The organism is Runella sp. CRIBMP, assembly GCF_009905605.1.
Taxonomy (GTDB): Bacteria; Bacteroidota; Bacteroidia; order Cytophagales; family Spirosomataceae; genus Runella.
Genome location: NZ_JAAAKZ010000011.1, coordinates 139,169 through 153,072, shown reverse-complemented (window position 1 = coordinate 153,072; position 13,904 = coordinate 139,169). Strand labels below are relative to the sequence as shown.

Below are 13,904 nucleotides of genomic sequence, written 5' to 3'. Positions count from 1 at the left end.
TATGGTGGCGTTGCAGAGTAATTGATAACGCTGTGGTTCTCCGTGTTAAACTCCTTTCACTTTATTTTAAAAAAAGGACATTACTTGTACAGCAGTACACTTTTATCAGCCATTAAGACGGGATAATCCGGTACGGGAACGTCGGTGAACGTGATGTTTTTACCTTCGACTTTTACTTTATTTTTAGGAATTTCATACACTTTCCCCGAAATTAAATCTACAAAAACGGGATTACTGAAACTTCCTTCAACCGTAACCGTGGTCAATTTAGGCTCGTACGTTTCTGCCGGGCGTGCCTCCCCGCTCCAAAGAGTAATCAGACTGGCTTTGTTTTGTTTGTGTTGGTACTGAAAAGTATAAATCGTTGACTGATTGGTAGTTGGCTTATTTTTTGTTAATTCGATTTGGTCATCAAACAGCGAAAAAACGTGTTGAGCGGCTTTGTAACTCATTTTGGGTCGTTCGATGGTTTTGTCGGGATTGGTTTTCAGCAAGCCTTTGGAGTTGATGCCCACCATGTGGTCGCCGGGGGCGTAGTGAATGTCGCTGATGGTGAACAGGTTGGTGGCAATGTCGCGCCCGTGGTCGCCCATCATACGGCGCAAATCCCATTTGGCTTGTGTCAACTCAGACCAGTCCTGATCGGTCATGGCACCTACCGTGGTGCCTTTGGCCTGAGACGGGGCACCGTTTTCGCCCTGCATAAATACTACTTCGGGTTTGTAACTCCATACGACGGATCGCAACCGTTCGATGTGTGGATAAGAAAGGTCAGGATTATGGGAATACCCATGATAGGTCAAAATATCAATCAAATCCAGCGCGTTGTTTTGCTTGAGGTACTCCATAAAATCCCGCGTAAAATCAAGCTTTGTCACGCTTGCCATGCCCAGCGCGATCAATTTTGCCTCGGGTTGGATGCTCCTCACAATGCGGGCGGTGCGAACATAAAACTCTGCGATTTGCCTGCCGGTATGTTTGGGATTACCGTCGGGTTCGTTCCAAATTTCCCACTGCGGTACTTGGTTTTTATAACGAATCACCATGGCCCGTACCCAATTATCCCACGCCTGTAAGCCCTCTGGGGAAGTGGGTATATGCCCCATCAATTTTGCTTCGCCGCCGCCTTCATAAATTGGATTTCCGTAAGATAATTCAACCCATGGGGCCACGCCACGCGCAGCGGCATCAGGAATGACGGCATCCAACCATGCAAAATCATACACCCCTTTGACTTTTTCGCACTTTGACCAACCACCCTGCAATCGAATGCGCTTGGCACCCAGTGGCCCCAAATAGGTTTTGTACGACTGATAATCAGTATAATCTCTGTCCAGGGTTTCACCGCCAATAGACCACGTACTGCTTTTGATATCTTTGGCATCGCGGGTCTTAAGTTGGCCGATTTCTTTCCAGGTTGATTGGGCGTTGGCGGGCTGCGAGACACAGCACACGGTGAAAGCGAGAAAAATTAAGGCTTTTGTTTTCATATTTCAATATTTTAAAACCGATTTATCGGCTATCAAAATGGGAGAATCGTAAACGGGAATATTTTTAAAAATGTATTTGTTTTCTTTTTTAGTCCACTGATTTTCAGGGATTTCGTAAATGCCTCCCGTCAGAATATCGACATAAACCGGTTGGTCGAAATTGCCGTTCAGGATCGTGAAATTGATGTTTTTGGTCGTATTGGTATTCATTGGAATGTACTCGTTGTTCCAAATAGTGAATACCTGCTTTTTGGTGGTTTTATGTTCGTAGGCATAGACGGCAATGCTTCTGTCGGTGCCTTTGTTGTAGCGTACTTCGTCGCTGCCTATTTTCATATTGACATTGTGAGTGTCTTCGATGTGTTTGATGCGTACCAAATGATCGTCAAAAACAGAGACAACGTTTTGCATGGCGTAATAGACCATTTTGGGCCGAAGGGCTCTTTTGGTAGAATCTGACTCAATCAATCCTTTGACGTTCAGTAGTTTTATAGGACCTGCCATAACGCCGTAATTCATGTCAATGATGCCTAAGATACTTGATTCGATGTCGTGCCCCAGATCACCCAACATTCGACGGATATCCCATTTTGCCTGCGATGCTTCGGTCCAGTCATAATCGCCCAAGGCTCCCCGGCCGCCGCCGTTGATGGCAGGTGCTCCGTTTTCGCCCTGACGTAATTTTACGTTGGGGGCGTACTTGTCCAAAACCCTTCTCAATTCACCTACTTTTCCATAATTGGAATCGGGGTTGTAGACGTAGTCGTGGTAGGTCATGTTGTCAAACAGGTTCATTTTACCTTTTTCATGGATGGTTTTGAAAAAAATATCGGCATACTTCAGGTCAATGTGACCCATGGCTAAGCCCGAGATTTTAGCCGTGGGCTGAATGTGTTTGATGATTTCGGCAGTTCTAATGTTCAGATCGGCTACTTTTTCGGGTTTGTTGATTTCATTATCTCCAAAATTGGGTTCATTCCACACTTCCCATTCCTTTACTTGGCCTTTATAACGATTCACCAACGCTTCCACCCATTTGTCCCAAGCCTTCAGGGCTTCTTCGGAAGATGGAATGCCAGCGCTCAGATTCACGCCGCCGCCGCCAGGATAGATCGGGTTTCCGTAGCCTGGTTCCAACCACGGTTCAAAGCCACGAGCTGCGGCATCGGTGATGATTTTATCCAGCCAAGCCCAATCGTATACTCCTTTTACTTTTTCGGTTTTGGCCCATCCTGCCTGCATCCGTAAGCGTTTGATACCCAGGGGCGCGATGTAGGCTTTGTATTGCTCATAGTCCGTCATGTCGCGGTCGAGAGTTTCGCAGCCCAGCAGCCAATTGGACGATTTTATCTCGTTGGTGCTCTTGGACTTGAGCGTCCCAATTCGTTTCAGCGCAATGGTAAACTCCGTCTTTACCCGGTTGGCCGACGTGTCGATCTTCTGAGCGAAAGGGTAGGATAAACCAATGTAAAAGCTAACTATGAGCGATGTGCAAAATTTCATACTGTTCTTTTTAAAACTTCATTTTTGGAATTTCGGCATTTACATATTCCAGCCAATCCTGTTTCGTTTTGAATTGCGGTGCTTTGCTCCAACCGGCTCCTACGTAATAGGTAATGGGCCGGCCGGATTGAGCTTTTACCAATACATATTTTTCTTTTTCGTAATCGGCAAATGCTTTAAAATCAGCAGGGTTTACCCTAACTGTTGTACCTAACTCACCGTTTTCAAGTTGAAAAGTTTCCCATAACGTAAGGGTGCCTTTTTTTGCGTCACTGATTATTTCGGGTTTGTTGGTATATGAAATTCCCAGAGCTATTGTTAAAGGTTCTTTGGAATTGGTGGTAAACGTGCTGACCACCTTGCAGAAGTTCGTCCCCATTTTCAAACTGATTACTTTTTTCTCGCTAACCTTGATACCGTCTGCGTCCCAAGAATCAAAATTGAGTTCAAAAGCGATCTCTTCTTCGGTATTTTTCAAAATTCTGTGCGTAGCATAAGGCTGAGAGATAAAAGGTTTGCTGTTGCGCCAAACAGCCGTGCCGCCTAAACCTCTTCCGTACGCTACATGGTAGAAATCGTTGCCTTCGCCGTGATTTTCGTGGTACGATTTGCCCATGTTATTGTTGTTGTACCATTTGGAAATGATGGGATAATCCACCGATTTGGTCCAAATATCAATACCGCTGCTCACCCGGTGTTTGACGGGCGGGCCATACACCCGAAAGGCAATGCGGTCGTTTTCCCAGCAAATATTTTCGTTGGCTTCGGGCATGTATCTTACGTAGGCCTGCGGTTTCATGGGTTTGTTAAAATCGGTCACGTAACAGCCTATGCTTTTGGCGGGGGTAATTTCTTTGATACCCATTTTGGCGGCCTGCGTAAAGGCCAACACCACCGGACCAAACGCGTGAATATCGTTGAGTTTCAATGCGTGTTTGATGTAATCCTTTTTTGTGCCTTTGCCGGGGCATAAACAGCCTATCGTAACGTTGCTGATGGAGCCATCGGGCGTGATGTAAGATGTGTAACCGCTCAATCCTTTGATGAATTGTGGCAAATAAGTTTTATCAAGGATGCCTTTTTCGAGACAAATTCCCAATCCAAAGAGCATCAGTCCGCTACCTGAAGTTTCGACAAAAGAGGTGTGTTCGGTCATTTCCTGATTCCACAAACCTTCCTGATTTTGATATTTTAAAATGGCCGTAAAGAAGTTTTTGGCAAGGTCGTTTACTTCTTTTTTTCGAGGGTGGTTATCGGGCAAATCCCGTACCAAAAACGCCAATGCAAAAGCGCCCCAGCCATTTCCCCGACTCCAGTTGTCTTCCGAAATCTTTCCCAATCCCTGAAAGCCCCGCCCTTGGTGAATCAGGCCGTTGGGGTCTTTGAGGATTTTAAACATTTCTAAGGTCTCAAAAACGGCCAGATCAAGATATTCGGGCCTGTTCATGCTCAGACCAGCGTAGAGCATGTAAGGGGTCACGGCAAAGGCACAATCGATCATGAATTGGTCGAGACTGTCTTTGAGCCACGGGGCGGTCATCAATCCTTCGGAAGTACGTTTTTGTTTTTTGAACATTTTGTCGGCATACTCCTCAGCCTGTTCTTTCAGTTTGTCCGACTTTTTCAAATAATTTAGATAGGCCACGCCGCTGCCGCCGGCTTCGTAACTGATAAAACTCCCGCGTCCTTTGATTTCTTTGGTTTTGAATTTACCAAACAGCTCAATAGCTCGGTTCAGGTTTTTGGGGTCTTTTTGCAGCACCGCCAATTCACTCAAGCCGTGCATAAAGAGCGTACCTCCATAAATACCCAAGTCGATTTCTTTCAAACCACGCTCAACGGCAAGTTCAGCAATGGCTTCGGTGCCAATGGGTTTTGTTTGGGCAATAGACTTTAAATCACTCAGCCATAGGCCAATGAACAGTAAAAAAAGAGATTTATAAGCAGATTGTTTCATGGATTATTTCAAAATTTCTACAACCGATGTTGTCAGGTTTTCTTTACTCGACAGATTCATTTTCTTATCTCCTCGGTACCAGTTTCGCCATTTTTCACCCTGACTTTTCAATCGTTGACCTTCTCTTATTACCGAGAAGCACTCCAATGCTTTTTGCAGGTGGATTTTTGTCTTTGTTAGATTGTGTTCATCGGCGGCGATTTTGGCTTCAAGGCAGTTTTCAAGCCACGCAGTCAGGCCTAGCATAATCTTTAAATGGGCCGCAAAATCAGTCAAGAAAAACGCGTTATTCTCGATTTGCTGCGCCATGTTTTCGGCTTTTAATAACCCATTTTTCTGACGGATCACCCTTTGTAATAATTCTTTGTTGGTCAAATTACCCGACAGCATATCGCCAATGGCAGATTTTATCCATTTACTTTCATCCGTTTCTTGGTGTTTCTTTTTTAATAAGGCCTGATACTGTACAGAATCTGTCAATTGCCACTTTAATTCACTCAAAATTCCGGCAGCTAAACCATTGATCTGACCATCCATTAAGATGGGCGTTCCAGTTTTGTCATTTACCTCAAAGCTTTCAAAATAGGCCTGATAAACCTGTTGGGCCGGCTTTGAAGAATTGCCGAATCGCTCTTTAAACCATTGAGCATTAAACGCTTGTACACTGAAGTTTTTGAAATCTACAAGCATGGCAGCAGAAGCCGCAATCCCCAACGAAAATTCCCGTACATTCGATACATTCATAATGCAGTAGGTCGTATCGCCTTTTTCAATGGCCTGCGATAAAACCTTGTGCGTTTGCGCAGGTGATACGATCGGCACTAAATGCGGACCCGAACCCCATAATTGATGGTGATAATAGACACCGTAACTGTTCTTTGGAGAACGCTTGGTTTGAAAAAAATCTGCCTGCCAGCGCCAACCCGGTGAATTATCTGCAAAAACGATGGTAACGTTTTCAGGGATTTGGAGGTATCCTGCCTGATTTAATGTCGAGCCTTCTGCCCAAAGGGTGGTGGTGACGGGCGGATTGGGTCGTTTGTCCACTTCTTTTATCAATTGCATCTGAAATGCCATTGCTTCCGAAATCAATTTGCCGCGATCGGCATCCGTTTGGGGCGTGTTTGGATCAGCCAACCACATGGGGCGGTCAGCTATGCCACGCAAACCGATCTGCCAAATGAGATTCGGGTATTTTGCCCACTCTTTAGCATACAGTTCCCAAACTTCTTCTACCTTTTCTTTATTACTGAAATACGAAAAAAGTGGTGGTCCGACGCCAGGTTTCGTACCCTCTTTTTCCTTCCAATAATTAAAATACGAAAAGGCACTGACTCCCATTGGTTCAACGTGGTGCATCGAAACAAACAGCCCCCGACGGGTCGCTTCCTGCACCAAAGCGGCTTCGGCAGGATTACGAATATCAATAAAACTGGCAGGAATGATCAAATTGAAGCGCAGTCGCAAAGCGGTTTCACACACCTTTGCCATTGTTTTGGGTGAAACAACCTGTTGGTAATAGGGATAATCAATAGTACGTTTTCCGTTACTTTCCTGCCATTCTGTTAGTAAGTCTTCATCATTAATGAACCAACCGCGGTATTTAAATGTAGGCGTCTGAGATTGTACATCAATCTCCTGCCAGGCTAAAACGCGTTGTTTTGCTGGTTCCCGGTTGTTCCAAAAATACATCGGGTCAACGCCCAGATACTTTTCTGTAAAATAATAAATGCCGCTTATTGTCCCCAACGCATTACTGCCTGAAATGTAAAGGTTTCCGTTTTTGGTTTGAATTCGATAGTTTTCAGCGTCCGTGTTCTGCTGGGTTTCTATAAATACAGCCTGCCGTCCGGGTACTTTTGCGGTAGCGATTTCAAGCGTTTTTCCCGTAATTTTCTGTACATCGCTCACCAAATCTTTTACGGCCAATTGCACCGATTCCAGTTCCGTTTTCGGCAAGACAATTACCGCTTTCTGTGTTTGATTTACCAGAATAAAAGGGAGGACCTGCTGTCCCGTCACTTGGAGGGACACCAGCAAATGGATAAGAAATAAATACATTCTCATGGTACAACGTGTTTGAATTAAAAGGGCCAACAGTCGGTATGGACCCTTTTGGGCACAGTACAAATCAATACCCTGGGTTTTGCTCCAGTTTCCCGTCTTTGTTGGCTTCTATTTCGGAAAAAGGAATCGGAAACAGGGCGTGGAACGGTTGGATATTCGGCGCATTGAGTGGATTGTATTTTTTAACTCTTTCCACCAATTTACCCATTCTGGAAAGCGTCACGCGACGGTCTTCTTCAAAGATCAGTTCACGGGCTCTTTCGTCCAAAATATAATCCAGTGTAACTTCGGCGGCTGTTACGGGCGTTGCTTTTGCACGGTTGCGAACCAAATTAATATCAGCGGCGGCAGCAGTAGCATTTCCTTTTAGAAGCTGAGCTTCGGCCCTCAACAAAATTGTTTCTGGTAAACGAATCATGTACATATCTCTAAACGTAGGTCCGGCCGTGGTTTTCAAGGTCAATTTGGCAGCATCCTGCACCACGCCCGCAGGATGTTGCCCGGGGGTAGTTACTTTTGAAGGGTACGGATACCAACGCCAAGAAGCAGCTATCCAGTTGGGGGCAGGAAAATCAATCAAACTTTTACCCACAAAATTAGGAGAGGCTGGATTGGTATAAACAAAATCACGCACAATGTTGAAAGGCGATGTTCTGATGTCGGTAAGCGTGGCAGGTAATTTACGATTGTCCTTTTTAGGGTCTAATCCCCAAATTTCGTAAGTCCAGTAATCAGATGGGCGAACGAAAGATACACCACGACCGCCACTATTGAGCGTTGATGCCGACGCATTATCTAATAAAGCAGCCCTGCCACTTGGGTCAGAGATAGAAAAAACCGCTGGGGCTACCACTCGTTCGAGGTTATTCATGGGGCTACCCGATGATGTCAAAACACCGCCAATTACATCTAACTCATACTGAATTACCCAAATAGACTCCATATTTCCCGCCTTTCGGTTTTGATTGCCTACTCTGAATAAATCATAGAATACATCGCCTGGTTGGGTTCTAAGACTACCAAAACGATCAGTCATTAGTCGTAGATTCGACTTATCAATCACTTCGGTAGCTGCTGCAATGGCTTTATCGTAGTCTTTGACCGCAATGTAGGTTTCGGCCAAAAGGTGGTTGGCTACGGCTTTGCTCAATTTGCCATCTTTTACAGCATCTACATTGGGTAAGTTTGCGGCAGCCTCCGTAGCATCGGCAATAATTTGCTTCAACACATCGTCTTTCGAAGCCCTCGTAAAATTGGTTCTTGGCGTATTTACTTCTTCCAATATCAACGGCACACCACCATACAAATGTACCAACTTATGATAGGCAAAAGCCCTGAAAAGTTTAGCCTCGGCGGCAAATTGTTTCTTTTGTGCTTCTGTAACATTTGATGTTGCCGCTCTCGCTATAATAGTATTGGCATTGCCAATAATTTTGTACCAACGAATCCAGTGTTGACGTGGAATATCACCCTGAGGAGTAAGCGAAACGGTGTAACTTCCTAATCGAGACTGGTCCAGACGGGCATTAAATGCAATATCTGTACCGAGTACTTCTGAATAAAGGTTTGCACCTCCATCCACGCTTTGAATAGCTCGCACCCTCGAATACAAATCGGTCAGGGCAGCTTCAAAGTTTCCGGCATTAATGAAAGAGTTTTCGGGACTGTAAAAATCCAACGGTACTTCTTTCAAAAACTCTTCTTCGTTACAACTTGAATTCAGCAGGACTCCACCTGCCAAAAGGAGTATTTTAAATAGGTTATTTTTCATTTTTTGTAAAATCTTGGTTGATTAAATCAATTAAAGTTTCCCCATCGGGAGATTTTGAGGGGCTTTAAAATGTGATTTCAACGCCAAAAGAATAGGACTTCATTACCGGGAAGGCATTGACAGAACTTACACCTAAGCCCACTTCCGGATCCCAGCCCTTCCATTTGGTAAGTGTAAGTAGGTTTTTACCACTTACAAATAGTTTTGCATTGGATGCCCCGATTTTCTTAGCAGTTTTGTCTGTAAGATTGTAGGACAGTGAGATGTCTTGCAAACGCACAAAATTGCGCTGGAAAAATTCTCTTCCACCGGCAGGCGTAGGTACCCACGGATTGGGGTGTATGCCATTGGGGTTGCGTGGCGACCAAAAATCAGTAAAATCAAACCAGTTGGAATTGGTGGCATTTCCGGGTGTACCATAGTTTCCGGCGGGGGCGTTTGCTGCCAAGTAGCTGCTTTTACCTCCTTGAACAGAGTTTATAAATGCCCGCAATGTAAATTGCTTATAGGATACGGTATTTTGAATACCAAACAGATACGCTGGTTCGGTATTTCCCAAAATCTGACGGTCATCGGCAGCTGTAATTTTACCATCCTTGTTTAGGTCTTCAATGCGATAGGTACCCGCTTGAAAACCCGCCAATTTTTCGTCGGCCAGTTGATAAATACCCGCCGTCTTGTAGTCGTAAATTGTTCCAATAGGTTTTCCAATAAACAAACCACTGGCTATGAGGTCGTCTTCTACGCCATCTTGGTTTTTATCTTCATCCAAAATCGTGACTACTTTGTTTCGGTTGCGGGTAAAGTTAACCGTCAAATCCCATGTAAAATTGCCAGTTTTAATGGGCTGTCCATGCAGCATAAACTCAATTCCCGTGTTGTTGATTTGGCCCAAGTTGGTGAATACATTGGCAAAGCCTGAGGTTTGTGGAAGCGTTTGTTGCCATAGCAGGTCGTTGGTATTTGAATTATAATATTCGATATTTCCATCAATAAGGTTTTTCAAAATGGCAAAATCAAGCCCGATGTTGATACCACGGGTACGTTCCCATTTGAGATCGGCGTTGGCCAATGAAGCCACCGACCGACCGATAGAGGTCATACCACCGTCGCCAAAAACGTATTTTGAATCGTCGGTCGAAGCCACTCTTGCCAGTGAGCTGTATCGCCCTACTTTGTTACCATTTTCTCCGTAACTTCCTCTGATTTTGAGATAGTCAATGCCCGGAACTTTAAAGAAACTTTCTTCTGAAAGCACCCAACCAAGGCCAATAGAAGGGAAAATACCTGTTTTGTTATTTGCTGAAAAACCACTGAAACCGTCCCGACGAACCGTAGCTTTGACTAAGTATTTGCTGCCGTAATTATAGGCTACACTTGCCATTTGGTACAGCAAGTTTTCCTGCCAGGCAGAAGAGCTTATTTTCTGAATTTCAGCTTGTTGTAAGCTATTATAAGACAAGTTCAGATCCGAAAAACCGGTACCCGAAGCAGACGTATTATTAAACTTAGCGATGTTGTAACCGTACAAAGCTGTGACATCAATATTGTGTTTACCAAAGCTCTTTTTGTAGTTGAAGATATTATCCAATGTTTGCTCATATTGTGTCGCATCGTTTTTAGAAGCTGACCCCGTTTGACCCGCACCGTAAATACTTGCCGCATAGTTCTTGAAATATTTGAGATTATGGCCAAAATTCAAACGATAGCTAAAACCCGGAATACTCGGAATACGAACAATCCCGAAAAAATTACCTACCAAACGGCTTTGTACTTCGTAGCGGTCGTTTTCGGCCGATAAAAAGGGATTTACCTGAAAGTCGCCAATCGGGTTGATTCTATAATTTCCGTTTTCATCTCTTGGCAATACCAATGGGTTGGTGCCCACGATAGAGTTCATATCAGGAGCATCTTTGAAGAAATTCGTAAAAGAACCAGAGGTATTTGCCCCCAAAGTCAGCCATTTCGTTACCTCAGTATCTAAATTGATACGCATCGTATAACGACCGTAATCGTCGTTTTTTATTAAACCTTTTTCGTTGGTATAACCACCCGACATAAAATAATTAGTCTTGTCTGACCCACCCGAAATACTCAGGTTATGATTGGTAATTAAAGCATTTTGAGTGAGGTCGCCATACCAATCGTAATCGTTGGTGGAGTTTACACCCGCTAAGGAAACGGGGAAGAGTTCTGAATTGGCAAATGTCCAAGCGGGGTTGGGAGCTGTATAACCCGACTCTTTGGTGAAGGCCGTCAGATAATTAATGTCTCTGATTTTCTCTAAAAAAGCATCTCTACGTAATAATTTAGCATCAACTGTTGGCGATGAAACTGCATAACTTCCTGAATAAGTAATGCTTGGCTTTGTGGCGGCACGTCCTGTTTTTGTTGTTACCAACACTACACCATTGGCCGCCTGCGAACCATATACCGCCTTGCTGCTCGGGTCTTTCAATACGTCCACACTTGCCACATCCGAAGGGTTAATGTCAGAAAGGCGTCCGTTAAAGATAATTCCATCAACAATGATCAGCGGTGAGGTATTGCCGTTGAGTGTCGAAGTTCCCCGAATATTGATGGAAGGCTCATCTCCCGCCCGGTTGGTCTGGCTGATGGTCAAACCCGGCAACGACCCCTTCAACGATTGTAAGATACTGACATTGGGAGATTCTTTGAAAGCCACCAAGTCGGCGGAAGCAATGGAGCCGGTCAAATCTTTCTTTTTCTGGGTGCCGTAACCTACCACGACGACTTCATTGAGGAGTCTGTTGTCCGTCTTCATCGTGACATTAAGCGAGGTTTGATTATTGACTGGGATTTCCTGCGGAGTGTACCCTACAAATGATAGTACTAAAATCGGTGCTTTTCCGGTTAGGTTAATTGAAAAAGCACCGTTGGCATCGGTTGAAGTTCCGTTGGTCGTGCCCTTTTCCACTACGTTGACACCTGGCAATCCCTGTTGATTTTCATCGATGATCTTACCTTTGACGGTCTGCGCAAAAGTGCCTGTTGACCAAAGCAACAAAAGCGCCCAAAGCCAGGATGTCGGTTTAAATGTAAATGTCATTTTCATTGGTTCTGGAATTTATACTATAACATTGATAATTTATACTATCACGATACAATATTATTTGATTATTAACGAGATGTCAATACTTTTGTCAAAATATAATTTTTTTATTGTAATTTAATAAGATAGGTTTATTGTATTTGTACAATACAAATAATAATTAGAAGTTAAATTTGGTGTTTGATATAAAAAAAATCATATTATCATCATTTTTATTTTTTTTTCAATTCCTATTTAGAATAAAATTATAGTCAATAAATAAAACATTAATACTCTAACAATAATCAAATATTATGGCGCATCAACTTTTTGATCTTAAGGGAAAAACAGCACTAGTAACGGGCTCTAAAAGAGGAATCGGTAAAGCTATGGCACTTGCTTTGGCCGAGGCAGGAGCCGATATTATCGGCGTATCTGCCACGTTGGAATTGTCGGGGAGCAGCATTGAACAGGAGGTGCTGGCATTGGACCGAAGCTTTAAAGCATATCAGTGTGATTTTGCCGATCGTCTGGATCTGTATCGCTTCATTGAAGCTGTAAAAGCCGACTTTCCAAAAATTGATATTTTGGTGAATAACGCAGGCACAATCCTGCGCAAACCCGCTGCCGAACACCCCGATGAATACTGGGATACCGTCATTGAAACCAACCTCAACGCGCAGTTTGTGTTGAGTCGGGAAATCGGCAAAGAGATGGTGGCAAGAGGGGAGGGGAAAATCATTTTTACGGCTTCGCTGCTCACGTTTCAGGGGGGCATTAATGTACCCGGTTACGCCGCGAGCAAAGGCGCTATTGGAAGTTTGGTCAAAGCGCTTGCTAATGAATGGGCGGGAAAAGGCGTAAATGTCAACGGCATCGCACCGGGCTACATCGCTACCGACAATACAGACGCACTCCGCAAAGATGCCGACCGAAGCGCTTCTATTTTATCGCGTATTCCTGCCGGGCGTTGGGGAACACCCGATGACTTTAAGGGAATTACCTTGTTTCTGGCCTCTGAAGCGGCTAATTATGTACACGGAACGATTGTGACCGTAGATGGTGGTTGGATGGGACGGTAGGACGTTTTTTCTTAAAGCACTTTCCGAAAAATGACGCGTTTTAATGAATTGTTGAAAATCACCTATATTTACTCTCACAATAGTAATGTATGGTACAGGTAATCATTAAGGCATTTGATATTTTGGAAATGGTCGCTCAACGAAATGGGCAGGCGGTTTCTCTCCCCGAAATTGCGGAAGGTCTGCAACTCAATCAGGCTACCGCGGCCAACATCATCAAAACATTGGTGGCCAAAAATTATTTGGAACACATCGGCAAAAAGAAAGGCTATCGGCTCGGGCCGATGGCCTTTCAGCTGACCAATGAAGTAGCCTACGGACAGGATTTGGTTATGGCGGCCAAGGAACCGATGGAACAGCTCACCGAGCGGTTGAATGAATCCTGTATTTTAGGGACTTTGCGTAATTATAAACGCTTCATACTGCACGTTGTCAATAGCAATCAGGACATACAGGTACGGATTCGTTCGGAGCGCAGTGTCTATGAAACCGCGAGCGGTCGGCTGCTGTTGGCGTATCTTTCGGACAAAGAGCGGGAACGTTTTTTGCAACACAACGGCCTCCCTGAGAAAGCGCTGTGGGAAGAAGCGGATACCGTAGAAGGATTGCTGAAAGCATTGGCCAAAATCAGGGAGGACGGTATGGCCATGACGCATTTCAAAAATACTCATTTGGTAGGTTTTGCAGTGCCCATAATGGTCAATAATCAGGTCGTTGCCGGACTTAGTATCTTTTTACCCGAATATCGTTTTTCGGCAGCTAAAAAGAAAGAAATTATTCAGGGACTGCGGGATGCCGTCGCGGTTATTAATCGAAAAATGCTCTCTTAGCGGCAAAATTCCATTTAATTTGTTAATTAACTGATTGATAAACAATCTTTAACTTCGTAAACTCTTACCACAATTCTCCGTCGTAATATATAAACCGAACGATTTAACTCTTTATAATAAGTTAATTGCAGTAGATTTCCGAATGTTATCAT

General features: G+C 44.1%; 8 protein-coding genes. 2 read left to right on the top strand and 6 right to left on the bottom strand.

Annotated features, from left to right (window positions below; translation table 11 throughout):
- Positions 1–80 precede the first annotated feature (80 nt).
- The 6 genes from GVN20_RS21720 to GVN20_RS21695 form a co-directional block, all read right to left on the bottom strand.
- Positions 81–1,490 carry a GH39 family glycosyl hydrolase gene (locus GVN20_RS21720; protein ID WP_166560369.1) on the bottom strand — a complete coding sequence of 470 codons (1,410 nt, stop codon included), beginning with the start codon at positions 1,488–1,490 and terminating at the stop codon, positions 81–83.
- A gap of 3 nt (positions 1,491–1,493) precedes the next feature.
- Positions 1,494–2,993, bottom strand: coding sequence for a hypothetical protein (locus GVN20_RS21715; protein WP_166560368.1), 1,500 nt, complete (start codon positions 2,991–2,993; stop codon positions 1,494–1,496).
- A gap of 10 nt (positions 2,994–3,003) precedes the next feature.
- Positions 3,004–4,950 carry a DUF4861 family protein gene (locus GVN20_RS21710; protein WP_166560367.1) on the bottom strand — a complete coding sequence of 649 codons (1,947 nt, stop codon included), beginning with the start codon at positions 4,948–4,950 and terminating at the stop codon, positions 3,004–3,006.
- A gap of 3 nt (positions 4,951–4,953) precedes the next feature.
- The gene (locus GVN20_RS21705; protein WP_166560366.1) at positions 4,954–7,017 is read right to left on the bottom strand and encodes a glycosyl hydrolase 115 family protein; all 2,064 of its coding nucleotides are present in this window, start codon (positions 7,015–7,017) and stop codon (positions 4,954–4,956) included.
- A 64-nt stretch (positions 7,018–7,081) separates the two neighbouring features.
- A complete protein-coding gene (locus tag GVN20_RS21700; protein WP_166560365.1) occupies positions 7,082–8,788 on the bottom strand; it encodes a RagB/SusD family nutrient uptake outer membrane protein in 1,707 nt (568 codons plus the stop codon).
- Positions 8,789–8,852: 64 nt separating this feature from the next.
- Complete coding sequence (locus tag GVN20_RS21695; RefSeq protein WP_166560364.1) at positions 8,853–11,864, bottom strand: TonB-dependent receptor; 3,012 nt, start codon at positions 11,862–11,864, stop codon at positions 8,853–8,855.
- Positions 11,865–12,154: 290 nt separating this feature from the next.
- Here GVN20_RS21695 and GVN20_RS21690 point away from each other — a divergent pair, with 290 nt between their 5' ends.
- Complete coding sequence (locus tag GVN20_RS21690) at positions 12,155–12,922, top strand: SDR family oxidoreductase (RefSeq protein ID WP_206023340.1); 768 nt, start codon at positions 12,155–12,157, stop codon at positions 12,920–12,922.
- An 89-nt stretch (positions 12,923–13,011) separates the two neighbouring features.
- Positions 13,012–13,752: an IclR family transcriptional regulator gene (locus GVN20_RS21685; RefSeq protein ID WP_166560363.1), complete on the top strand. Its 741-nt coding sequence runs from the start codon at positions 13,012–13,014 to the stop codon at positions 13,750–13,752.
- The last annotated feature ends 152 nt before the right edge of the window (positions 13,753–13,904 follow it).